Annotated in this window: 26 protein-coding genes; 7 read left to right on the top strand and 19 right to left on the bottom strand. The window is 61.5% G+C overall.

Going from position 1 to position 23,276, the window contains the following annotated elements; all coding sequences use genetic code 11:
* The first annotated feature begins 3 nt into the window (after positions 1 to 3).
* The 4 genes from GCU68_RS10690 to GCU68_RS10705 are packed head-to-tail and all read left to right on the top strand — an operon-like array spanning position 4 to position 2,511.
* A complete protein-coding gene (locus GCU68_RS10690) occupies positions 4 to 654 on the top strand; it encodes a DUF7288 family protein (protein ID WP_152941468.1) in 651 nt (216 codons plus the stop codon).
* Positions 648 to 1,199: a hypothetical protein gene (locus tag GCU68_RS10695; RefSeq protein WP_152941470.1), complete on the top strand. Its 552-nt coding sequence runs from the start codon at positions 648 to 650 to the stop codon at positions 1,197 to 1,199. The genes GCU68_RS10690 and GCU68_RS10695 overlap by 7 nt, the downstream gene beginning before the upstream one ends.
* On the top strand, positions 1,196 to 1,702 hold the full coding sequence (locus tag GCU68_RS10700; protein WP_152941472.1) for a DUF7266 family protein: 507 nt from the start codon (positions 1,196 to 1,198) through the stop codon (positions 1,700 to 1,702). The genes GCU68_RS10695 and GCU68_RS10700 overlap by 4 nt, the downstream gene beginning before the upstream one ends.
* Complete coding sequence (locus tag GCU68_RS10705) at positions 1,702 to 2,511, top strand: DUF7289 family protein (RefSeq protein ID WP_152941474.1); 810 nt, start codon at positions 1,702 to 1,704, stop codon at positions 2,509 to 2,511. The genes GCU68_RS10700 and GCU68_RS10705 overlap by 1 nt, the downstream gene beginning before the upstream one ends.
* A 5-nt stretch (positions 2,512 to 2,516) precedes the next feature.
* Here the strand turns inward: GCU68_RS10705 and GCU68_RS10710 are convergent, their stop codons facing one another.
* The 9 genes from GCU68_RS10710 to GCU68_RS10750 form a co-directional block, all read right to left on the bottom strand.
* Entirely contained in the window at positions 2,517 to 3,779 is a 1,263-nt protein-coding gene (locus GCU68_RS10710) for a hypothetical protein (RefSeq protein WP_152941476.1), read from the bottom strand.
* Between the two features lie 87 nt (positions 3,780 to 3,866).
* On the bottom strand, positions 3,867 to 4,718 hold the full coding sequence (locus GCU68_RS10715) for a CheR family methyltransferase (RefSeq protein ID WP_152941478.1): 852 nt from the start codon (positions 4,716 to 4,718) through the stop codon (positions 3,867 to 3,869).
* Positions 4,715 to 5,236, bottom strand: coding sequence for a chemotaxis protein CheD (locus GCU68_RS10720; protein WP_152941480.1), 522 nt, complete (start codon positions 5,234 to 5,236; stop codon positions 4,715 to 4,717). Before GCU68_RS10720 ends, GCU68_RS10715 begins: the two co-directional genes overlap by 4 nt.
* Positions 5,233 to 6,489, bottom strand: a complete 1,257-nt coding sequence (locus tag GCU68_RS10725; protein WP_152941482.1) for a chemotaxis protein CheC — start codon at positions 6,487 to 6,489, stop codon at positions 5,233 to 5,235. The genes GCU68_RS10720 and GCU68_RS10725 overlap by 4 nt, the downstream gene beginning before the upstream one ends.
* A complete protein-coding gene (locus GCU68_RS10730) occupies positions 6,486 to 7,091 on the bottom strand; it encodes a chemotaxis protein CheC (protein ID WP_152941483.1) in 606 nt (201 codons plus the stop codon). Before GCU68_RS10730 ends, GCU68_RS10725 begins: the two co-directional genes overlap by 4 nt.
* A 34-nt stretch (positions 7,092 to 7,125) precedes the next feature.
* Positions 7,126 to 10,383: an ATP-binding protein gene (locus GCU68_RS10735; RefSeq protein WP_152941485.1), complete on the bottom strand. Its 3,258-nt coding sequence runs from the start codon at positions 10,381 to 10,383 to the stop codon at positions 7,126 to 7,128.
* A complete protein-coding gene (cheB, locus tag GCU68_RS10740) occupies positions 10,376 to 11,644 on the bottom strand; it encodes a chemotaxis-specific protein-glutamate methyltransferase CheB (RefSeq protein WP_152941487.1) in 1,269 nt (422 codons plus the stop codon). Before cheB ends, GCU68_RS10735 begins: the two co-directional genes overlap by 8 nt.
* A complete protein-coding gene (gene cheY / locus GCU68_RS10745; protein WP_152941489.1) occupies positions 11,641 to 12,003 on the bottom strand; it encodes a chemotaxis protein CheY in 363 nt (120 codons plus the stop codon). Before cheY ends, cheB begins: the two co-directional genes overlap by 4 nt.
* A gap of 150 nt (positions 12,004 to 12,153) precedes the next feature.
* Positions 12,154 to 12,957, bottom strand: a complete 804-nt coding sequence (locus tag GCU68_RS10750; RefSeq protein ID WP_152941491.1) for a chemotaxis protein CheW — start codon at positions 12,955 to 12,957, stop codon at positions 12,154 to 12,156.
* Positions 12,958 to 13,115: 158 nt separating this feature from the next.
* On the opposite strand from GCU68_RS10750, the gene GCU68_RS10755 reads away from it, so the two are divergent.
* On the top strand, positions 13,116 to 13,580 hold the full coding sequence (locus tag GCU68_RS10755; RefSeq protein WP_152941493.1) for a chemotaxis protein CheW: 465 nt from the start codon (positions 13,116 to 13,118) through the stop codon (positions 13,578 to 13,580).
* Between the two features lie 92 nt (positions 13,581 to 13,672).
* Here GCU68_RS10755 and GCU68_RS10760 read toward each other — a convergent pair whose 3' ends face one another.
* The 3 genes from GCU68_RS10760 to GCU68_RS10770 are packed head-to-tail and all read right to left on the bottom strand — an operon-like array spanning position 13,673 to position 15,649.
* Positions 13,673 to 14,446 carry a DUF5803 family protein gene (locus GCU68_RS10760; RefSeq protein WP_152941495.1) on the bottom strand — a complete coding sequence of 258 codons (774 nt, stop codon included), beginning with the start codon at positions 14,444 to 14,446 and terminating at the stop codon, positions 13,673 to 13,675.
* A 1-nt stretch (position 14,447) separates the two neighbouring features.
* Positions 14,448 to 15,125: a DUF2110 family protein gene (locus tag GCU68_RS10765; protein WP_152941497.1), complete on the bottom strand. Its 678-nt coding sequence runs from the start codon at positions 15,123 to 15,125 to the stop codon at positions 14,448 to 14,450.
* Positions 15,125 to 15,649, bottom strand: coding sequence for a transcription factor (locus GCU68_RS10770; RefSeq protein ID WP_152941498.1), 525 nt, complete (start codon positions 15,647 to 15,649; stop codon positions 15,125 to 15,127). The genes GCU68_RS10765 and GCU68_RS10770 overlap by 1 nt, the downstream gene beginning before the upstream one ends.
* 92 nt (positions 15,650 to 15,741) lie before the next feature.
* Between GCU68_RS10770 and GCU68_RS10775 the strand changes: the two genes are divergently transcribed.
* Positions 15,742 to 16,734 carry an MBL fold metallo-hydrolase gene (locus GCU68_RS10775; protein WP_152941499.1) on the top strand — a complete coding sequence of 331 codons (993 nt, stop codon included), beginning with the start codon at positions 15,742 to 15,744 and terminating at the stop codon, positions 16,732 to 16,734.
* A gap of 17 nt (positions 16,735 to 16,751) precedes the next feature.
* On the opposite strand, the gene GCU68_RS10780 is transcribed toward GCU68_RS10775, so the two are convergent.
* Positions 16,752 to 16,985 (bottom strand): hypothetical protein, encoded by a 234-nt coding sequence (locus tag GCU68_RS10780; RefSeq protein ID WP_152941500.1) that lies wholly within the window; start codon positions 16,983 to 16,985, stop codon positions 16,752 to 16,754.
* A gap of 54 nt (positions 16,986 to 17,039) precedes the next feature.
* Positions 17,040 to 17,588 carry a tRNA (cytidine(56)-2'-O)-methyltransferase gene (locus GCU68_RS10785; protein ID WP_152941502.1) on the bottom strand — a complete coding sequence of 183 codons (549 nt, stop codon included), beginning with the start codon at positions 17,586 to 17,588 and terminating at the stop codon, positions 17,040 to 17,042.
* A 101-nt stretch (positions 17,589 to 17,689) separates the two neighbouring features.
* Between GCU68_RS10785 and GCU68_RS10790 the strand changes: the two genes are divergently transcribed.
* Entirely contained in the window at positions 17,690 to 17,905 is a 216-nt protein-coding gene (locus tag GCU68_RS10790) for a hypothetical protein (RefSeq protein ID WP_152941504.1), read from the top strand.
* Between the two features lie 108 nt (positions 17,906 to 18,013).
* Here the strand turns inward: GCU68_RS10790 and GCU68_RS10795 are convergent, their stop codons facing one another.
* From GCU68_RS10795 to acs, 5 genes are all read right to left on the bottom strand, one after another.
* On the bottom strand, positions 18,014 to 18,232 hold the full coding sequence (locus GCU68_RS10795) for a hypothetical protein (RefSeq protein ID WP_152941505.1): 219 nt from the start codon (positions 18,230 to 18,232) through the stop codon (positions 18,014 to 18,016).
* 88 nt (positions 18,233 to 18,320) lie between these two features.
* Positions 18,321 to 18,782 (bottom strand): universal stress protein, encoded by a 462-nt coding sequence (locus GCU68_RS10800; protein ID WP_152941507.1) that lies wholly within the window; start codon positions 18,780 to 18,782, stop codon positions 18,321 to 18,323.
* A 3-nt stretch (positions 18,783 to 18,785) separates the two neighbouring features.
* Positions 18,786 to 20,486, bottom strand: coding sequence for a sodium:solute symporter family transporter (locus GCU68_RS10805; protein ID WP_227014826.1), 1,701 nt, complete (start codon positions 20,484 to 20,486; stop codon positions 18,786 to 18,788).
* Positions 20,483 to 20,935: a DUF4212 domain-containing protein gene (locus GCU68_RS10810; protein WP_152941509.1), complete on the bottom strand. Its 453-nt coding sequence runs from the start codon at positions 20,933 to 20,935 to the stop codon at positions 20,483 to 20,485. The genes GCU68_RS10805 and GCU68_RS10810 overlap by 4 nt, the downstream gene beginning before the upstream one ends.
* 154 nt (positions 20,936 to 21,089) lie before the next feature.
* A complete protein-coding gene (acs, locus tag GCU68_RS10815) occupies positions 21,090 to 23,063 on the bottom strand; it encodes an acetate--CoA ligase (protein WP_152941511.1) in 1,974 nt (657 codons plus the stop codon).
* Positions 23,064 to 23,276 lie beyond the last annotated feature (213 nt).

Genomic DNA, 23,276 nt, shown 5'->3' on the forward strand with positions numbered 1-23,276 from the left:
AGAATGAGAGACAGTAGTTCGACTGATCGAGGACAGGCCTACACCCTCGAGGGGTTCATCAGTGCGATGGTCGTCCTGATGGCGCTGCTGTTGGCGTTGCAGTCGGTCGTCATTACGCCGACGACCGGCGGGTTGACGGACCGAACGGTCAAATCACAGGTGCAACAGGAGACACAGGATGCGCTGGTGGTCGCTGCGACGGCAGACCACGATGGAAAAAAGAATCTCTCCGAGATGGTTCGCTACTGGAACGACACTGAAGGAGATAACGGGGAGTTCCACAATGCGAGTGAAAGCGACGATGTACCGGGGTACTACAACGCCTCGAGTCAGACGGAACTCTACGAGGAGTTCGTTCTCGGAGAGATTCTTGCCGATCGGTTCACCGAACGCGGACTGAGTTACAACGTCGAACTCGTCTACTGGAACGAAAGCCGAGGGGTGCACGAAAGCGAGTATCTCGTCTATCAGGGCGAATCAGAAGCCGTGACGGCGAGTTACATGGTGACGTTGTTTGAAGATGACGATCTACTGGAGAGTGACAGCGACGTCGGTGGAAGTGACAACTATCCGATTGCTAGAGGAACTGAGGATGACGGTGATGATGACTCCGAGATCTACAACGTGGTGGAGGTGCGCGTGTCAGTATGGTGATTGATCGTCTTCGAAACCGACGGCGTGATCGCGACGACGGCCGTTCCGATAGAGGACAGGTGATCCTCATCGGTGCAATCGCACTTGCGTTCATCATTCTCGGCGTCGTCGTCGTCTTCAACGGCGTCGTCTACACCGAGACGCTCTCGTCGGCCGAGACAGATCAGAGCGCGACCACCGCCGAAGCGACCGAACTTGAGGTCAAACAGGGAGTTGCGTGTTTGGCCGCCGAGGTAGAGGATGATGTATCGATAACCGATTTAGAAGGAGAGGACTTGGAAAATAATGGCGATCTGACAGAGAGTGGTACTGAGGCGGTAGACGACTACTGGGAAACAAACGTCGAAACGTTCGACGAACGATATCGGAACGCGACAGCCCACTCGAGGCCAGCAGTGGTGGCTATCGACGACGATGCTGAGTTCACCCTCGATGGGGATAACGTCATACTGGATGGTGATCTGACAGTCACGATTACGTACGACACCAACGACCTCAGGTACGAACGAACGGTCGACGTCAACCCGGAGGCGTGTCCATCATGATCCGACGGACCCACAGCGGGACGGACCGCGGGATGTCGATCGCGCTCACGCACGTCCTGACGATTGGGATTACGACGATCCTCATCGCCATGCTGTTGATGTCCGGGAGTACGATGCTGGACACGGAGACCGAACGGTCGACGCAGACGTCACTCGAGACCATCGGCGAACGGTTGGCCGGCGACATCGACAATGTCGATCGGATCGTAGCCGACAGCGATGACACGGTGACGATCACGGCGGAGCAGCCGCGGTCGGTCGCAAACTCGAGATACACCGTCGAGTTGCGCGACGACTGTAGCGAGGAGGACGCCTCGCTGCTCGAGGAATCCGATTCAACTGCCTGTCTACGGCTCACGGCCCAAGACGTCGACGTCGTCGTCTACGTACCCGTCGCAGTCGACGGAGAACGGATCAAAGAACTGCAGTCCGTTCGAGGCGGGACGATCGAGATCAAATACGAGGACGAGGATGACGGCATCGAACTGGAGGCGGTGAACTGATGCGACGAGACACACCGGCCACGACCGACCGGGCAGTCTCCGAAGTCGTCGCCTTCGTCCTCGTCTTCGCGATTATCCTCGGCTCCGTCGGTATCCTGTACTCGACCGGGTTTCAGGCGATGGACGACTATCAGGAAACCGAACAACTCGTCAACGCCGAGCGGGCGATGGATGCCCTCGCATCCAATTTCAACGACATCATCCGGTACAACGGCGTCAACCAACGCTACGGTGAACTCTCGTTGCGGGGTGGGGCTGTCAGATCGAGTGACAGTGGAACCAATCTCGACATTTTGATCGAGAAAGATGATGAGAACAGGTCAATTTCTGACAGGGATGACGCGGAGTTCTTGCAGTACTACACCGGCGAAACGCTCGATTTAGGCGAGTTCGCTTATACGTCGGATGGTGATCGGATCGCATACGAGGGTGGTGGCCTCGTCCGTGGCGATGACTCCGAAGACTGGAGTCTCGTTCGTAAACAGCCCCACATAACGTGTAGCGATGATCGCGAGGCAGCGGTAATCTCGCTCGTTACGATTTCGGCAGACGACCGGTCGGTCCAGAGCAGCAGCGGACTGGGCGTCACGATGTCCGTCGAAAACCGCAGTAGTGCGGTTTACACCGACGATGTCGATAGCGTGTCCATCACCATCGACGACGACGATACCGCATACAACGACGCGTGGAACTCGACTCTCGACACTGATCGTGGCTGGACGGACAACGACAACGGAGACGATCTCAGACGAACGTGTCCTGCCGACCGAGTCGTCGTCACCATCGTCGAAGTCGACCTCGAGTACTGACGGCGCTACGATTGCTCCCAGTCGCCGGTCAACATCGCCCGCAAGCCCGCTCGAGCCACCAGTGCCTCGACGCGTGCGGCCCGCGTGTCGACATCGCCAGCCGTCTCGAGGTAGAGTCCGTTCGAAAGCTGCTGAGGCGCGGTCATCGGCGTCCCGTCGGCGTGTGTCGGTGCATCGTTCAGGACGGCACGGCCGTCGGCCGCCTCGTCGGGCTGCCAGGGGACGGACACGCCGGAGAGGCCACGGTCGAAGAGATACTCCGCGACGCCGACGAGCGCCTGGGCCGAACTCGAATGGCCGATTGCACCGATCGAGGTCCGATCGTTGAAAAATCGGACGACGTACTCGCCGTCGTCGGTGGCGTCCGAATCGTCTGGCTCGTTCGCGTGATCGTCACCGCTAGTCGTCGGTGTCGCTGAGTCGGTTCGGTCACTGGCGTCCGTTTCGGAGGGCTGTAACGTCTTGGTTGACTCGGTGGCCGAATTTTCGTCGATATCTTCGTGACTCGTATTCGAGTCGCCCATCGGCTCCGGCTGTCGGTCGACCGCTGGGCTATCACCGTCTGAAATTTCAGTCTCGGAGAACTGGATTGAGACGTTCGATTCGGTCGGTGCCTCGAGTGCACCGCCTGACCGACCGGAACCTGTCTCGGCAAACGAAGCGACCAGCTGCTCGAGAAATCGGTCGGCGGCGGATTCGAACTCCGATCTGTAGGCATCGCCCCCTTCGGTTGTCGCCACGAGTTCCGCAACGATCGAGTCGGCGAGTGCCGTGCGCTCGACGGCGAGCTGACGGGCGATATCCGTCCGAGCGTGGTGCTCGAGATGTCGACTGAGTCGCTCGTGCGAGTAGTGTGCGAGCGCGGCCTCATGATCGGGCAGTGACGACCGACGGCAGGCCAGTTGTTCGACGTCGGTCGTGCCGGCGAGAAAGAGAAACGTTCGGCCGTTAGTGTAGATCGCACGGTCGACGCCCGTCCAGGCCATCGTCTCGAGCAGGGAGACGGCGCGAGCTTTCTCGAGCGACGCGTCGAACGGTTCGGTAGCGACGAACAGGGCTGGAATCCCGTCGACCGAGCAGACGTACTCGAGAGCGGTCCCATCGACAGTCATCTCGGTCATACACGTGTCGGAGTGGATGTCCCAGCCGAGCGTCTCGAGAAACGGATCGACGAGCCAGGCACGCGTTTCCCGGCCTGTCGTCGGCGGTGTCGAGTCGACGAGCGCTCGGCTGCGACTGATGAAGGCACGCAGATCGGGGGTACTCATACTAGTGCGTGTTCGCCGAACCGGTATGTAAGCTCCCGTGTGTGTTTCAGCCGCCGCAATCGCCCGGAGAAACGCCGGCGTGTCGCCTCACAGGTGTGAGGTCGATTCCGACCGTTCGCGGGTCAGCCCGCTGGCCTCCGTCGGTTCGCGGTGATAGATCCGGAGTCTGGCATCACGGACCGTAAACGCGGATTTGAGGTTGGGGGGAATCGTCTCGGCCTTGCCAATGACGAGCGTCCCGTCCTGGCGGATCGATCGGGCGATCGTTCGGAGCATCGACTGTTTGTACTCGTTGTCGATGTAGATGAACAGATTTCGACAGATCACGAGATCGAACCCCGTTTTGGGCTCGTCGTTGATCAGGTCGTGGCGTTCGAAGGTGACGTTGTGTTTGATACCGTCGTTAATCCGAAAAGTGCGGCCATCCCGGTCGACGTACGCGCTGTAGTCGTCGAGAAAGTCGAGTTGCTCGTCGATGTCGACAGTTCGAGACGCCTCGTAGACGCCGTTTCTGGCCGTCTCGAGCGCCGGTTCGCTGATGTCGGTCCCGAGAATGCGGACGGCGGACTCGTCGATTGCCGGCGTGTCGTGGGCGAGCATCGATACCGAGTACGGTTCGCGGCCGTCCGCACACGCAGCGCTCCAGACGCGAACAGTGTCGTTGGCGTCGGTAAGCGACGCCAGTACCTCACGGATCCCCGCCCAGACGTTGGGATTGCGAAAGAAACCGGTGACGTTGATGCTCAGCGCATCGAGGAGTGCGTCTCCTTCGACGGGATCGTCTCGAAGCGTCTCGAGGTAGTCCGCGTACGTGTTGCTCTGGGTCCGACGCATCCGCGAGGAGATCCGCCGGTCGAGATAGCTGTCGTTGTAGTGACTGGTCGCGAACGCCAGTTCGTCTTCGACGTACGTCAACAGCTCCTCGAAGTCGTCGCTCACAGCTCTAGCACTCCGTTATCGGCATCTTCGTTGGCAGTCTTGACGACCAGTGTCCCCGTTCCGGGCGTGAACTCGACGGTTCGACCGTGCTCTCCGCCGACGTCTTCGGCGACGAGCGGAACGCCGAGTTTCTCGAGTTCGTCTCTGGCTGCGGCGATGTTTCGCTGGCCGACGCCTTCGCCGAAGCTCTCGAACTCGAACATATCGCTGCCGCCGGCGATTTTCGCTTCGACGGCGATGTAGCTGGCTCCTTGTTCGACCATCCGTCGGAGCAGCGCTCGGATCGCGGTGTCGGCGTACTTGCCGGGTTTCCGATCGCTGTTTTCGGCAGCGTCACCGTCCGGTAACATGACGTGTGCGAGACCGCCGATGTCGCTGTCCGGGTCGTACAGTGCGATCGCGAGACACGAGCCCAGCCCGTAGGATTTGAGCGTGTCGTCGCCGTCGCTGACGACCAGTTCGGAGATTCCGACCTGCACCGGTGTCGGTGCACCTGGCTCGCTTCCGTACGTCTTCATGTGTTATCGAGTTCCTGAAATTCGGCCGTCGTCGGCGCGTCCTCGATTCGATCGACGTCGAGGTCATTCAGCGCACGCTCCAAGTCGTCTTCGTCCGGGATCGCGTACACTTCACAGTCGAACTCCCGGCCATCGGCCGTGACGACGGTGTCGAAGACGAACGTAAACTCTTGGTTCTCTCCGAGTTGGATGATCACCGGATCGACGGCCGCGGCACCGATATCGTGGATGAACTCCGGTGGGGAGTGGTCGATGGTCGTATCCAAGACATTCGCCCAGCCGTCGAGGAAGCCGCTGGCCATGATGTTGCCGAGTTCGGTAATCGCACTCGTCCCCATCTCGCCGAAGCCGTCCTCCTCGACGTCCATCGGGACCATTGCATCGACGATTTCGTGGGCCGACTCCTCGTCGAACAGAAAGAGGAGATAGCCACTCGGCAACCCGTCGAACTCGAATGCGACACCAACCAGCGTTTCGTCGGGCAACTGTTCAGGGATCGTCTCGAGTGAGACGAAGTTGAGCCGGCGAATCTCGACGCTGGTGTCGATGCCGGTCAGCGTCGTCGCCGTGTTGGCGATCTCTTCGGCGCCTTGTTCGGCCATGCGGTCGAAGCCGTCGAGTTTGTCGTACTCGATGCCGCCGCTGGTTCGCAGGCGATCGAGCAGCGACGACATCGACTTCCGTTTGGGAAAGAGGTAGTGACTGAAGCCGATTTCGGTGCCGACAGTTTCGATTCGACTTTGAAAGAGCAAGGCGAGGTCGTCGTCGTCGGGCGTCTCGTCGATGCCGTCGAAAAAGAGTTCGGCAGACTGGCCTTCGACGAATTCGGGCGTCGAGACGTCGATAACCGCTTCCAGAACGTCGGCCCACCCGTCGACGAACCCGCTGTTCATGATGTGGCCGGCTTCGGTTGCGGCGCTTTTGGTCATCTCGTCGAACTCGCTGTCGGCGACGTCGATAGCATCGGAATTCGACTCCGCGAGCAGCGTTTCGATGATTCGAAACGCGCTCTCTCGCTCGAAGACGATCATCGAGTACCCCTCGATAGCACCGGTCAGTTTGACTCGGACGCCGACTTTCTCCGTCGCATCTTCGAAATCGCGACGGATCTCTTGGCCGCGCATGAAGTTGAGCTTCGTGACGCCGACTTGCGTCTCGACGCCGGTCATGTGAGTCAGTCGACCCGCGGCGAGGCCAGCCCCCTCTCGAGCCATCTGGTAGAACGTACCGAGTGCGTTGACGTCGAGTTTCATGTTGTCGGCGTTTCCATGTTGTTGACCATTTCGACGAACTCCGCTAACTCGGGGAACGCATAGATCTCGGCCTCGATCTGATAGCTCGGCACGGTCAGATCCGAGTCGAAAAACAGCGCGAGGTCGTCGTTGCCGAGGTTTGCCGTTCGGGTGACGACCTCACCCGTCTGTGCGTAGACGAGTTGAGGGGCTGCGATATCGATGGCGCGACCGAGCACGTCGGCCCAGCCGTCGATGAAGCCACTCGCCATCATGTTGCCCATCTCTTCGACGGCGCTTCTGGCCATCTTGCCAGAAACGTCGGAGATGTCGTCGACGACGTCACGCAGCATGATTGCCGTGATTTTCTTCGCGCTCGCCTCCGGAAAGAGGATGAGAATGTGTCCGTGGGGCGGATCGAGCAGTCGGACGCGAACGCCGACTCGCTTTCCGGAATCGAGTTGTGACTCGATATCGTCGACGTCGATGAAGTTCGTCTTCGTGACCTCCATCTGGGCGTTTTCGCCCGTCAGTTTGCTCATGTTGTCGGCGACGCCGTTCGTCCCGACTTTTGCCATTTCGTTGATAAAGCTCAGCTTTCGAATATCGACCATTAGCGTCATGAATTCCTCCGTGGGTGTGGGTGTTGATTTATTGTCATAGTGTCGTCACATCTAAGATGTTGACTACTTCTCCCCGCCCCCGTACCGTCGCACCGCTGAGCCCCGGAATACCGCCCATGAACCCCTCGAACGGCTTGACGACGACCTCCTGTTGCCCGTGGACGCGGTCACAGTGTAACACGACCGGCCGGATGTCGTCTCGAATACGGACGAGCATCCCGTCGCCGTTGTCCCCAGCTCGAGGCGTCTCGAGTGCGTCGTCGAGTTGGATCACCGAATACGCGTCGTCGTCTTCGGGCAAGGCGGCGTGGCCGTCGACCTGTTCCAGTCTGTCGGCGGGTTCGATGTCCAGGACGGCTTTCGTCGGGACACCGAACTCCTCGCCGCCGCTTTCGAGGAAGAGCACGTCGTCGATTGCCACCGTCACTGGAAGCGTCATCGTCACACGCGTTCCCTCGCCGGGATCGCTGTCGATCGAGACGGTCCCCTCGAGGTCCTCGATCGTTCGCTTGACGACGTCCATCCCGACGCCGCGGCCGCTGACGTCCGTGATCTCGTCGGTCGTCGAGAGTCCGGAATGGAAGATGAGATCTGCAGCGTCATCGTCCGACAACGCGGCGGCCTCTGATTCGGAGAGGACGCCGGCGTCGACGGCCTCCGATCGAAGCCGGTCCGGATCGAGCCCGCTCCCGTCGTCTTCGACCGTAATCGTCACGCTGTCACGCGAGCGCTCGGCGTGAACTTCGACGGTTCCAGTTTCGGGTTTTCCGGCTGCCTCGCGCTCTTCGGGCAGTTCGATGCCGTGATCGACGGCGTTGCGGATCAGGTGAGTCAGCGGATCGCCGATTCGATCGAGAATACTGCGATCGAGTTCGACGTCCTCACCGGTTATTTCGAACTCGACCGCTTTGTCCTGCTCTCGAGCGATGTCACGAACCACGCGCGGAAGCCGGTTCGTCACCGTCTCGAGTGGCACGAGTCGGACGTCCATCACCGTCTCCTGCAGTTCCGTGGTCAGATCCGAGAGATCGTCGAGTTCGGCCTCGAGTGCGGCCGTGTCACCGCCGTCGGTCACGGCGTCTCGGAGTCGGACGCGTGTCGTGACCAGCCCCTCGACGAGCGTGAGCAACGAATCGATCTGGTCGACGTCGACCCTGATCGACTGACTCTCATCGGATTGCTCGTCGGCATCGGACCGATCGGCTGTTTCCGGAACCGTAATCTCCGGAATCTCGAACGTCGGTTCATCGATCCGTCTGACGACGTCGTCGTCAGCCTCGTCTTTCGCTTCGGCTGAATCGTCACCGAACGATTCCGTGGAAGACTGCGAAAACGTGGTCGGCTCCGTTTCACCGGTGTCGTCGGGATCGAAGTCGTCGCCGAATGCGTCGTCGAAGTCGTCGTCGCCGAAGACGTCATCGGCGAACGCGTCATCAAATCCGTCGTCGACGTCCTTCCCGAACGTGTCGTCGAAACCGTCATCGAACTCCTCGTCGAACGTCGAGAAGTCGCCCACACTCTCGTCGAACGCGTCGTCCGACTCGGTGAACGCGGTGTAGTTCTCGACGTCGTCGTCAGCGAACGGATCATTGGTTTCGTCCTCGAGTGACTCCGCTTCGTCGGAGCCGTCAGTCAAGTCTGCTGTGTCGGCCTCGTCGGCCACCGCATCGACGTCATCGCCCTCGAGACCGTCGTCCGTCTCGCTTGGTGTCCGTGCCTCGAGGTCGGCGTCGACAGCCGACGTGGCGTCGACGGCCGTCTCGGACTCGAGTGCTGACTCGTCTGCGGCTGTCGCCGACTCGTCCGCTGGCGAACTGGTGGCGTCCAGTTCGTCCGCTGGCGGTGTGTCGTCCGCAGCCGCTTCGGGTTCGGCTGATGTCGATACCGGCTCGACATCGGCCGTCGACTCCGCAGCCCGCTCCGACTCGAGGTCGTCTGACTCGAGTGCGGCGTCGTCGGGGTCGTTTTCGTCATCGTCGGCCTCACCGAAGCTGTCGTCGACGACCTCGTTTGCAGCGACGTCGTCGGCTGGCTCGGTCTCGTCGAGGAACGTGTCGTCGTCGATGTCGACGTCCTCACCGATGAGTTCGTCCATCTCGACTTCGTCGTCGCTGTCGAACTCGTCGAACTCGAGCTCGTCGAGTTCGTCCTGCAGTTCGTCGAAGCCGACCATCTCGACTTCGGATTTGAGTTCGTCGAACACGGCGCTGGCGTCGTCGACGTCGTCATCGGCCGCAGCCGACGACGGAGCAGTGTCCGGATCGCTCGGTTCGTCCCATTCGTCGACGACAGTCGACGCCGCGTCGGCCGTCGGCACGTCTTGCTCGTCGTCGAATAGGTCATCGTCGCCGAGCAGATCGTCGAACGAGCCAGCTTCGCCCATATCGTCGAACACGTCGAGATCGTCGTCGTCGACGTCCTCGACCATCTCGTCTAAGTCGTCGAACTCGTCGAACTCGTCGAGCAGTTCGTCGACCTCGAGTGCTTTGGCCTCGTCAGCGGAGAGATCGTCACCGGGCTCGGCCGATTGCGAACCGTCCGCTTGCGTCGGCTCCGAGGGCTCCTCGAGCGCGTCGAATCGATCCGTTACGGTGACGAGTTCGAAGTCCGCTACTTCGTCGACCGGCTCGAGGCCGGACGTAATCGCGGCTTCACCGACCGCGCTGGCGAAGACGGCATCGACGCGGCCGTCGTCGTTCCCGGCCTCGATGTCGCGTCGGGGTGGCTCGGTGCCGAGCAGTTCGAACGCATCGATCAGTGCATCGACGACGAGCACGCTGGTGTTGACGCCGTCACGCTCCGTAAGCGCGAGTCGGGCCAGATACAGCTCGTGTTCGTCGTCTGCGGGGGGATCGATTCGCTCGAGGATGGCGTCGATCTCCTCGGTCGATGGTGTCGTGACGCCCGTCGCCTCGGACTGGCCGTCGAGGTGTGCGCGGAGTGCCTCGATCGTCGCCGACGGATCGGTCTGGACCTCGCCGGTGGCCGCAACCTCGTCGATCAGCGTCTCGAGTTCGTCGACGCCCTCGAAGATTACGTCCATCAGTTCGGGTGTCACCTCGAGGTCGTCCCGCCGGACGGCATCGAGCAGGTCTTCGATCGCGTGTGCGAGATCGCTCGCGGACTCGAGGCCCATTGCCCCGCAGTTGCTCTTGAGCGTATGCGCGACACGGAAGATACTCTCCATGGCCTCGTCGTTGGTCGGCTCGCGCTCGAAGGTGAGCAACGCGTTGTTCAACTCCGTAATTCGTTCTTCGCTCTCTTGGACGAAGTCGGTCAGATAATCAGTCATCGATCTCACCATCCGTACTGAACGCGTCGACGATCGCCTCGACGAGAGCCGTCACGGGCACGACGGCGTCGACATAGCCCGTTTCGATTGCCTGACAGGGGATGCCAAAGACCGGACTCGTCGCCTCGTCCTGGGCGATGGTGTGCCCGCCGGCAGCCTTGATCGCTTCAATCCCGGCCGCACCGTCACTACCCATACCGGTCAGGACAACGCCACAGAGTCGGTCCGAAACCGTCTGGGCAGCCGTCCGCATCGTCACGTCGATTGCCGGCCGGACGCCATGGATCCGCTCGCCCTCGTCGAGACGTACTCGAAGCCGTCCGTTGACGTTGCTTGCCACCTCGAGATGCGCGTCGCCCGGGGCGACCGCTGCCTCGCCGGGACGAAGCAGGTCGCCGTCGGCTGCCTCACGAACGTCGTACTCGCTGCGTGCGTCGAGGCGCTCGGCGAAGCGTTCGGTAAACTCCGCGGGCATGTGCTGGACGACGAGAACTTTCGCGTTGAGGTCGATCGGCAAGCGGTCGAACAGCCCTTCGACGATCTTCGGCCCGCCGGTCGACGCACCGATGACGATCGTCGGGTGCGCCGCGAGGTCGTCCTCGAAGCCACCCAGCGATCGAGTGACGTCGGTGACGGACTCCGTTGATTCGGCCCTCGGACCAGCGGTGGCAGCCGTCTCGAGGTCGGGACCCGCCGGTGGGCTGTGTGCCCGTTCGCTTCCGGTCGACGGCTCGGTATCGGCGCCGGTCCCCGCCTCAGCCTCGCCGCCAGCGACCGCTCGACTCGCCGCGCTCGTATCGGCGACACGAGCCGACGCCGAACGCGTCGCGTATGCGGACGCGGCGGCGCGGGCGAGTGCGACCGATGAGGCGTTGGCAGCTGCGAGTTCGTCGACCTTCTCGACGACCTCGGTGGTGAGGTGGGTCACCGTTCGCGAGTCCGACCCGTCGGGTTTGTGCAGAAAATCGACCGCCCCTCGCTCGAGGGCGTCGAGCGTCGCTTCCGCCCCGCGGTCGGTGTGAACGCTGAGCATGAGGATCAGCGTCGGGTTCGTCGCCATGATCCGTTCGACGGCGTCGATCCCGTTGCACTCGGGCATTTCGACGTCCATCGTGATGACGTCCGGATCAGACGCCGCTGCGCGTTCGATCGCTTCCGTGCCGTTGCTCGCCGTCTCGACATCGTAGCCGGCCGCAGTGAGTGCGTTGCCGATGACTGTTCGCATAAACTGAGAGTCGTCGACAACGAGTACTCGCGTCATGCCGCAACGACGTCCGAAAGGGCCTTTCTGACGCTGTGTTCTTCGAACGGTTTCGTTACGTATCCGTCCGCACCAGCCTTCACTGCGAGTTTCATTTTCTCACGCTGTCCGACACTCGTACACATGATGACCTGCGCGCCCGGATCGATCTTCTTGATCGCCGCGGTCGCTTTGATGCCGTTTGCTTTCGGCATCACGATGTCCATCATGACGATATCGGGGTCGTGTTCTTTGTACAGTTTGACTGCTTCGGCGCCGTTGGACGCCTCTCCGACGATGCGGTAGTCCTGTTCCAAAATTTGGCGCAGTAAATTCCGCATAAAATGAGAGTCGTCCACGATGAGCACCCCTGTCGACATTCAGTAGTACACCACCCGCTGATAACAATACGACTACCATAAATGCTGTCTCTCTATTATCAAGAATGATAAGCCTCGAGTACGGGAGTGTGACCCCGGTTAGCGTCGGCATTGGGTTTCCGGGTGCTCGGCGGGCGATTCCGTAACCGGTTATTCTCGATGGCCGGATGCCTGCAAGAGCCGGTCGACGTCAAGTACCGGCGTCACCTCGATGATGAGTTCGCGGCGTGGTTGTGCGTCGTCGGCCGCTGGTGTGGCCGTATCGGCAGCGTCGACGGTAAACGGCGTTCCGGCGTCGTCGTCGGACCGGTCGCTGAACGTCCCGCGCGTCGACGACAGGAGCCCGGAATCACCGGTGCTGGCCGCAGTTTCGCGTCCGATCGTGCGGTCGGCGTCGGCGTCCGCGTCCGAGCGGTTCGTAGTACTCCCTCCGTCGTCGGCCTCGGATTCGTGGGTCTGTTCGATCAACGCATCGACGAGCGGGTGTGTGAGGGCGTCGCCGGAGAACGGCCGCTCGTCGATCATCGACTCGTCGAGCACATCGCTTACGGGAATCGCCTCGACGCCGATGACGTCGTCGACCCGAACCGCTGCGGACTGTTGGTCCGCCGGGCGATCGAGTACCAAGAGGCGTTCTCGAGTTCGGCCGCGGTCGCCGTCGTCGCTCGGAAAGTGAACACTGGGATCGATCACCGCAGTGACCTCACCGCGAAGGTCGACCATCCCTTCGATGGCGGGTGGTGTCCGCGGGACTCGCGTCAGTTCGTCGGGGCACTCCGCAAGCGTCCGAACGGTGTCGACCGACACCGCGAGTCGGTGGGTACCGCTCTCGAAAAACACGAACCGTTCGCGTTCTTCTCGCTCTTCGTCCGTCTCATCCGTATCCTGTCGCCGCTGGCCGTCGGTACCGTCGATATCGATGCCGAGAAGCTTTTCTGAGAGATCCGGGGCCATGTTCCTGCTCGTGTATCAAGTGCCATGAATAAAAACGTTGACTCCCGCTTGGACCCGTTCCGGACCACCGAACGCCGTTCTTACACGCATCTATCAAGTTGCTATAGCGGTAGAACATCCGGAAACATTATTCGCACTCGACCGAAGTACACATCAGCATGGACTCGGCCGGACACCGCGACACCACCGACAGTACCGAGACCGTGACCGTTCTCACGTTCGACCTCGAGACCGAACGGTACTGCGTCAGAGCCGACGCCGTCGCCTCCGTCCTCGGCGTGACGGACGAGCAATCCATTGCGATGGCCGACGACCCGTGGAACGCGGGCTCGGTTTCGGTCGCCGGTGAACGCGTCCGCGTCGTCGACCTCCCGCGGGCGTTTACCGCCGCCTCGCGGACGACCGCGAGAATCGATGACCCAAAGCTACTCGTCTTTACTACCGCCGATACCGACGGTGCCTACTACGGCTGGCTCGTCGACGACGTCGATACGACGCGAACGATCGACGCTGCTCGCCTCGAGCCAACCCAGACGAGTTCGCGGCTGGCACACGTCAAGGGTCGGCTCGAAATCGACGGCGACGACGTTATCTGGCTCGACGAGCGGACGATCCACGGCTGAGCACGAATCGGCACTCGAGGAACACGAGCAGCGGGCCCACGACAGGTTGATACAATCCGTTTCGGTTCGGTGCAGTCCGGGTGGCAGTCGGACTACCGCAGCCCCGGCGGCGGCCCGTCGTCGGAATCGTCGTCGAGTTCGACGTCTAACCCTAGCTCCTCACGCTGTTCTCGGAGTCGCTTGACCTGCCGGTAGTAGTAGACGGCACCGGTACCGCCGGCCAGGACGACGATCGTCACGAGTCCCATAAAGAGCGGGATATCGCGGGTTAGGTAGTATCGCAGCGAGATCGGACTGTCGACTTCCTCCCACGTTAGTCGCTCTTGATCGTCGACGATCTCTCGCTCGTAGCCACTCGGCGTGACGTCGCCGAACAGGAAGTTCGACGTCCGATGGCCGTCGGGGATCGTTACCTCGTACGATCCCTCGACATACGCTGGGAGTGTGAACGTTTTACGCCCGGCCTCACCCGAGAACGCGAGCGTGCCGTTGCCGTCGGGCACTCGGACGTCGGTACTCGTATCGCCCTGTTCGATGTCCAGTTCCGACCCCGTCACCTCGGTTCCGTTGGGATACCAGTATCGGACGCTGTGGATATCGAGTGCCTGATCGCTGTAGATGTTCGATCGATACAGCGAGAGTTCCTCGGTGTCCTCTAAGTCGTAGACGGCACGGTACTCGCCGTTGCTCGTCAGACTGCCGTCTTCGATGTCGATCGCGACGTCCGTATCGCGCTCCCGAAGGTCGTCGTACTCCTGCTCGCGGTCGAGTTCTTCGTCGGGAATGCCGCCGGAGAACGCCGAACAGCCGGCTCCGACGACGAGCAAGCCGACCACGAACACCGCAAAAACGAGCCGTCGATTCATCTTACGGAACAACGCAGCGAAGTTCCGCCGGGAGATACTCGCCAACGCTCGCGAGCAGTCCCGGTGGATCGGTGTCTTCGGTGCAGATGACGCTCTGTTCTAAGAGGCCGAGTCGCTCGACGGTGACGTAGTCGTTGGCGTGCCCGGCACGGTTGAGCGTCGCTCGAACCTCCGCGCGGGTGGCGCTGTTAACGTTGAGCCGCCCGTTCCCGCGGGTCCACTCGTAGAGACGGTCCTGTGCTTCCTCGGCGAGTCGCGATGGCTTGTCGTCGCCGTAGACGAACTCGAGTGGCATGTGCTGGACCAATCCGTACCGTTCGCGGATCTGGGCAGGTGTCCCCTGACCGAGTCCGAGTTGGTCGGCCGGAATCCGCACGCCGTCGCCCTGCCCGGCGTCGAGGACGAAGCCGTCGTTGTCCCACGACTCGAGGGTCCCGACGTACGTTTCGCCGGCCTCGAGGTCGGGGACGATTTCGCCGAACTCCTCGCCGAGGACGTTTCGCGCGACGGTGGCGTCGTCGCCCTCGATCGTGACGGAGGGGAAATCGTCGTGCCGGATTCCAATCTCGAACTCGACGTCGAGGTCGCCGATCTCGTTGGTGACAAGCGAGCGAAGCGAGTCGAGCGAGCGCTGGCGAGCGTCGCCCTCGACGTAAATCTTGGTTGCGAGTACGACCATTAGGCGTCCGCGTCGATGTTGAGTTCGTCCTCGAGCGCGTCGAGGCGATCGTCCATCGATCTGACGAGTCGGTCGTTGTCCATCGATTCGAGCGGCGAGCCACATTCGGGACATTCGAACCCGAAGTCCATCGCCTCGCCGAACTCGAAGCGGATGGAACAGATCTCACAGAGATAGAACTCGTGGTTGCGCTCGTACTCCCGGCGCTCTTCGAGCGCGTCGTGGAGTCGGTACATCTCCTCTTCTAAGTTCTCCGGGATGTTGTCGTACTCGAAGGTCCAGAGATAGGTCAGCCACCCCGAGTCCTCGTCTCGCAGCCGTCGGTAGGTTGCGAGGTCGTTTTCGTACAGAATAAACAGCGCCCGGCGTACGTCGTTCAACTCGAGGTCCAGATCCTCGGCGAGCTCCTCGTCGGTCACTTCCCCGTCCGGCGGCGCTGCCGCGACGGGCATTCCCGTGGGACCGACCAGCTCGTGTAAATACTTCTGGATGACCGGATCCTCGAGCAGGTCCTCAAAAGCCATTACCTACGTGTAACGCCGTCTGGCCATTAAGTCTTGTCAACTGCCCCGCGTCGGGGGAACGTACAGGTGGCTGGGCGGCCGTTCTCGAGACGATGACCACCGACACCGGAGCGGACTCCCCGGGCGAGTGTGAACCGTCGACGGTCCATCGCTTCGAGTTCGACGTGCCCTGGCCGCCGAAACACGTCGCCGCGTACGTCATAGATGGGCCCGAACCGATCCTGATCGACGCCGGCGCGCCGGACGACGACGGACAACGGGCCCTCGAGGCCGGCCTCGAGCGAATCGGCTACGCACCCGACGAGATCGACCACGTACTCGTAACCCACCCCCACAGCGATCACATCGGACAGGTCCCGACACTCCGTGCCGGCGGCGCGACGGTTTATGCACCAGCGGTCGCGCTCGAGCGACTCGCACGCGATCCGGCGACTGTTCGGTCGACCGTCCGCGATACGGCCGTTTCGGCCGGCTACCACGGCTCGGCGCTCGAGAACGTGGTCGACGATCACGTGGAGTCGTTCCAGCGGGCTCGGCGATTGCTCGAGCCCGGTTCGACGGTCCCGATCGAACGGGGTGCAACGTGGCCGGTCGGCGGCCGCGAGTTCACTGCCATCGCAACACCGGGCCACGAGACGAGTCATCTGTGCTTCGAAGCCGCTCTCGAGGAAACGAGGGTGCTGTTTACCGGCGACGCGCTCATCGAACCGTTCCGCGCCGGCGCGTTCGACGTCGGACTCGAGTGGGGTGCCTACGACGGTCTCGAGCGGTACGCGACGGCGATGGATCGACTGGAAGAGACGACGGCGACGCACGGATTTCCCGGTCACGGGCCCGTCTTCGAGGAACCACGTCGAGTCGTCGAACACACGCGCGAGCGGATCGAGACGCTGATCTCGGAGACCCGAGACGCACTAGCTGCGATCGAACCCGCCACGCCGCTCGCGGTGGCCGAACGACGGCTTGGCAGCGTTCGCTACACCGCTCCCGTGATGGATACAATGGCCGCACTGGGGACGCTCGAGCGGCAGGGAGCAGTGACGTTCGTGCTCGAGGACGGTGTTAGACGGTATCGAACGATCTGAACGAACCGTCCGATCACTCACTCGGCGGATTCCGCGTCGGCGCTCTCTTTCGTTTCACGAAGCGTGTTCCAGACGGTCGCGGCGATAACGAGGACGAGCGCCATCGCGAGCCCGTAGAAGGCACCCATGGCGATCGCCGCCGGAAGCGTGTGGCCAGTCGCGAGCAACACGATGATATTGAGAACGATGAGGACTGGTCCGAGCATGTACCACTCGATCGGTGTCCGTGGAAGCGACATCGCAGAGCCCATACTGGGTTGTCTCCCCGGTCGCAGAAAAACCTATACTGTCGGCGATCCGGCTGACTACTCTTCGTCGATCGACTCGACGCGCTTACCGGTTGCCATCGGGATCACCTGCCGGTCCGCGTCTTCCCACTCGCGCTCGAGTTCTTGGCCCTCGAATAGCCGGTCCAAAAAGACTGCGAGGCCGGCGACCTCGGAGTGGGGCTGGTTGGTGACACCGACGTTCCAGTTGGCCTGCTCGTAGACGTCGAACGGGACCTTTTCGGCACCGACGACGACGAGCAGTGGTTCGCCATCGTCCTGATGGGCGGCTCGAATCTCGGCTTCGACGTCTTGGACGCGCTCGCCGTACATCGTGAGGTGGACGACCTTCCCCGCCCAGTTGCGAAGCATCGCCTGCGGTGAGTCGGTCAATTCGACGTCGAAGGGGCCACCGAACCGGTTGGTGATGTCCGAGACGGTCGCTTTCGACTGGCCGGCATTGTCGGGAAAACAGACGCGATCAGCACCTAACGCCCGCGCAGTCAACCCGACGTGGGTCGTCATCCGCTCGTCCCGTCCGGGCCGATGACCGAGCCGGAGGACGGTGACTTCGGCTGTTCCGTTCATGACTGGGTATTTCCCTGTCGTGCATATGTGGATTCGGATTCGGCGACCCTCGAGCGATCGCGGATGCGCAGATATTTGTTCACACGTTACGAATGACACACATGAGCAATGAGAAGGCACCGGTGTTTTCGGACGGCTTCGCCGTTCCGATAACCGGACTGCTGGCGTTCCTGTTCGCGATCATGGCCGGAATGACCGTCACGCCGGCGCTGTCCGGTTCGCTGACCGACATCGCGATCCCGGTCTCATTCGGGCTCGCTAGTCTCTTTTGTTTCCGACTGCGACAGCAAGCGATCGCGAGCCAAACAGAGAACTGAACGCGCCGAAGACACTGCTTCTATCCACTCATCGACCCAGCAACCGGCAGTACGATCAGCTACGTCGGCAGTGCAGTCGACTCGAGCGAAAAGAGCGGCCGATCGCCGTTACTGCTGTTTGGCGATCTCGAGCGAGAAAAAAAAGCCGAAATACGCCGGGATGCCGGCGGCCATGAACATATAGAAGGCCCACGTGGGCGACTCGGGAAAGACGTAATCGAAGAGCACGCTCACGAGTGTGACCCAGACGACGGCGAACATCAGGTCGTAGACCATTCCGTGTCGGTTCTCTTCGACGTGTTCTCGAAAGCGATCAGCGAAGCTCATCGTGTCGGTCCTCCAGTATCTATCAGCAACGTTCGTTTCATATGTTAAGAAAAGAACCCGGAATACGTCAGTCTTGTGCGTTCGCGGCTCAGTCGTCTTCTTCGTAGTCGACGACCAACACGGGCGTGTGCGTCGAGCGCAGGACGCGTTCGGTGACGCTCCCGAGTAGTGCGCGCCGGACACCCGAACGGCCGTGGCTGCCCATCACGATCAGATCGATGTCGTGATCCTCTGCGTAGTGGGCGATCACGCGGTGTGGCTGGCCGCCGGCGTGGTGTTCGATCGCGGAGAGTCCGTGCGCCTCCGCATTTTCCGTGACATAGCCGGTCGCCGCCTCGGCGTCCTCACGGAGTTCCGTCATGCCGGCGAAGTCGCCTTGCTGAATGCGGTCGACCTGTTCGGTGCCAAGCCCGTAAGCGACTGCATCGGTGTCGGCGATGTACAGCGCGTGGATTTCGGCGTCGTATTTCTCTGCGAGGTCGACTGCTGTATCGACCGCGAACTGTGCGACTTTGCTGCCGTCCGTGGGGACGAGTATGCGTTCGTACATTGATTAGTCATCCGCAGGTGCGTTTCCGTTCCGTTCGGCGACGACGTCCGCCGCGGTCTTGTCTTTCGGCATCGGCTCGGGACTGTGGCACTGTCGAACCATCTGCTTGGTTTCCAGTGGCGGTTCGTCAGTGATGAGAGAGACGATGATGGTGACGGCGAAGACGATCGGCACGCCGATGAGTCCAGAGCCGATAGCTGGCATCCACGTCGAGATGACCTCGATGCCGAGCCCCTCGCCGCCGTTGACGAGACCGAAGTTCCCTTCGTTGAACATCGGGATGAACCAGACGATGATGCCGGTCACCATGCCGGAGAGTGCACCCGGACGGTTCGTGTTCTCCCACCAGAGGCCGAGGAAGAACATCGGGAACAGCACGATCGCAGCCAGCGAGAACGCGAACCCGACCAGTGCCGCGATCGGCTGCTGGGGGTCCAGCGCGAAGATGATCGAGAGCACGCCGATAGCGACGATGCTCAGGCGACCGACGAGGACCTGCTGGCGCTGCGTGGCATCCTCGTTGATGATGTTCGCGTAGATGTCGTGGGAGATCGCCGACGATGCGGCGATGAACAGTCCGGCCGTCGTTGCGATCGCTGCGGCGATACCGCCTGCTGCGACAAAGCCGACGAACCACTGCGGCAAGTCAGCGAGTTGAGCTGCCGTCACGACGAGGACGTCGGCTGCTGCACCGCTCATGCCGGGATCGCCGTAGACGGCGCCGATCTGGTCGCTGTAGAGACTCACACCGATCGCCGCGAAGGCGGGTGCGCTCAGGTACAGGAGGGAGATGAAGAACAGCCCCCAGGTGCACGACCAGCGGGCGATCCGTTCGTTCTGGACCGTGTAGAACCGGACCAGCACGTGTGGGAGGCCACACGTCCCGAAGACGAGGCTGAAACAGGTCGCAACCCACAGGTAGTAGCTCCCGCCAACGAAGGGGTCCGAGAACTCGGACGAGAGGCTGTCGATCATCATCCCGTACTCGAGTTGCGGAAGCACCGTCGTGTAGCCGGTTGTCCAGCCAGTGGCGACCAATCCGAGCAGGAACGCGACGATGAGGATGATGTACTGCAAAACCATGTTCTTCGTCGCCCCGAGCATCCCCGACAGCGACAGGTAGCCGATCGTGATGACCATGAAGATGATCATCATCGTCTGGTAGGCGCTCAGTGCGCCGCCGGTGATCGCTGACCAGTCGCCGAGGATGTACATGCCGACGAGACCCATCCCGCGGGCCTGTCCGAGCGTGTAGACGAACCCGATGAGGAACGTCGTGATTGCTGCGAGGGCACGTGCGGTGTCGGAGTTAAATCGATCCCCGACGAAGTCCGGTGCGGTGTACTTTCCGAACCGGCGCATCTGTGCGGCCATGAAGATCAGCAGAATGAAGTACCCTGTCGTCCAGCCGACGACGTATGCCAGTCCGTAAACGCCGGATAGTGCGACTGTCGCCGCCACACCGAGGTACGTCGCGGCCGACATCCAGTTGGCACCGATCGCCATCCCGTTCTCGATGTTCCCGATCGACCGACCGGCGACCCACATGTTGTCCGTGTCGGCGACCTTGTACATGAAGCCGGCCACCATGAACGTCAACATCATCCCCACGACGATGAGCGCCGGAAGGGCCTTAAACGAGATGTCGAGACCCTGTGGGAGCATATCCGACTGCAGCGGCATCGCAACCATCGCGTCGATCATTCGCTGACACCTCCGTCAGCGGCGGTCGCATCGTCGGACGTCGTTTCGGTCGGCTCCGGTGCGGCCGTCGGCTGTTCGATCCCGTACTTGTCGTCGATCTGGTCGCGTTTGCGCGCGTACCACACCGAAAGGATCAGCGCTGCGCCGGGGCCGACGATGGCGAGCAGGAAGTAGTGAAGCGGGAATCCGATCACCGGCATCTGCGTCGTCATCACGTCGGGTGCGATGCGAGTCAACGTGATCGGGCCGAACGTCGTCAGCGCCCAGATGGCGAAGCCGAGCCAAATAACTCGCAGGTGGTCCCGCATGAACGGGGTTGCCGGCTTCAACAAGTTGATTTCGACGTCGAGGTAATCGACCTGCTTCTCTCGTTCCACGTCGCTCATTCCGCCGTCGGTCGCCACTTCGCGGGTGTCGTGTTCTGAATCGTGGTTCGTATCTGCTGTCATTGGTAGTTGCCTCTTCTTTCGTGGTTCGGTTTGCTCGGCACGCTGCCGTCCGCGCTGACGGTGCGTCCGAAATTATGGGTGATATTCTCTGTCATGAGATTTGGCCTGTGTTCGTGTCGTCCGTGGGTGTTATTTGAAAGAAAGTGCCCCCGAGTTAGCTTTCGTTGACCTGTGCTGCGATATCGTCGACGACTTCTGGGTTGCGCAGCGTCGACGTCGTGCCGAGTTCGTTGCCGCTCGCGATGTCCTCGAGCAGTCGGCGCATGATCTTCCCGGAGCGCGTCTTCGGCAGCTCGGGCGTAAAGATCACTTCCTCGGGTTTGGCGATCGGACCGATCGAGTCGAGGATCGCCTCGACGGCTTTCTCCTCGAGTTCCTCGCCGGCTTCGTAGCCGTCTTCGGGGATCGCGTAGACGTAGACGGCCTCGCCTTTGACCTCGTGGTCGCCGCCGACGACGGCGGCTTCGGCGATGCCCTCGACACCGACGACGGCCGACTCGATCTCCATCGTCCCCAGTCGATGACCGGAGACGTTGATAACGTCGTCGACGCGGCCGAGAACGGTGATGTAGCCGTCTTCGTCGATCTTCGCGCCGTCTTCGGGGAAGTAGACCCACTCGTCGTTCTCGGGGTCGGAGTACTCCGTCCAGTACTCCTCGACGAAGCGCTCGTCGTTCCGGTAGAGCGTGCGCAGCATGCCGGGCCACGGTTTCTGGACCGTCAGATAACCCGCCTGTCCGGCCTCGACTTCCTCGCCGGTTTCGTCGACGATCTTGGCGTCGATGCCGGGCAGGCCGGGACCGGCGGAGCCGGGTTTCATCTCACCGACGCCGGGCAGCGTCGTAATCATGTGGCCGCCGGTTTCGGTCTGCCACCAGGTGTCGACGATCGGGCACTCGCCGCCGCCGATGTGGTCGTAGTACCATTTCCACGCGCGTGGATTGATCGGCTCCCCCACAGTGCCGAGCAGACGCAGCGATGACAGGTCGTGTTGCTCTGGGTACTCTTTGCCCCACTTCATGAACGCACGGATGGCCGTCGGCGCAGTATAGAAGACGTCGACTCGGTTTCGCTCGATGATGTCCCAGAAGCGGTCCTTCTCTGGGTAATCCGGCGTACCCTCGTACATCACGGTGGTCGTTCCGAGCGCGAGTGGCCCGTAGAGGATGTAGGAGTGACCCGTAATCCAGCCGATGTCGGCCGAGCACCAGTAGGTGTCTTCGGGTTTTAGGTCGAGCACCGAGTGGGACGTCCACGCGGAGTAAGCGAGGTAGCCACCCGTCGTGTGTTTGACGCCTTTCGGTTTGCCCGTCGTTCCCGACGTATACATCAGGAACAGCATGTCCTCGGAGTCCCGAGCGACCGGTTCGACGGTTTCGCCAGCGTGCTCGTCGATGAGCTCGTCGTAGTCGTGCTGGTTCTCCGAGAGGGAGTGTTCGAGGTCGTCGCCGAGTCGGTCGACGACGACGGTCGTCGTCTCGTGGTCGACGTCTTCGAGTCCCTCGTTGGTCTTCGAAATGTGGTCGAGTGCGTCCCCGCGACGGTAGTAGCCGTCACAGGTAATCAGGTACTCGCTGTCGGCGTCGTTCATCCGGGTCGCCAGCGCGTCGGCCGAGAAGCCGGCGAAGACGACGCTGTGTGGGGCACCGAGACGGGCACACGCGAGCATCGCGATCGGGAGCTCCGGCACCATCGGCATATACAGCGTGACGACGTCGTCTTCCTCAACGCCGAGGTCACGCAGCGTCGCCGCGAACTCGTTGACCTCGTTCAGCAGGTCACCGTACGTGTACGTTCGCGTCTCGCCGAGTTCGCCCTCCCACTTGATTGCGGCTCGGTTTTTCGCCCCGTCCTCGACGTGGCGGTCGAGACAGTTGTACGAGGCGTTGATCTTCCCGTTCGTGAACCACTGGTAGCTGGGGGCATCCGATTCGTCTAAGACGTCGTCGTACTCCTCATCCCAGTCGAGGAACTCCGCAGCGCGTTCCCAACATTCCGGCCAGTTTTCTTCGAACTCCTCATAGATCCCCGGATCCGAGACGTTCGCCTGTTCGACGAACGACTCGGGCGGTTCAAACGTGTCTTGCTCCTCGAGTCGAGCCTCGAGGCTGCCATCCTCCTGTGACATGATACAACAATTCAATATGCTACTACCATAGTAAAGCCGGCATCTAGTTGTGCAAAATCGGGCGGCGAACGGGGCGAAAATATAGTGGATATTGACTGTATTAGGAAGGGACATCTGGTTATATGCGGCTGACTCCCCGATAAATCGGTCGCGCGACGCAGTCACCGCCGCCTGTCACGACCAGTCACGGCTAGAACTGACGGTGATCACTCA

Origin of the sequence: Natronorubrum aibiense (assembly GCF_009392895.1) — an archaeon.
GTDB lineage: Archaea > Halobacteriota > Halobacteria > Halobacteriales > Natrialbaceae > Natronorubrum > Natronorubrum aibiense.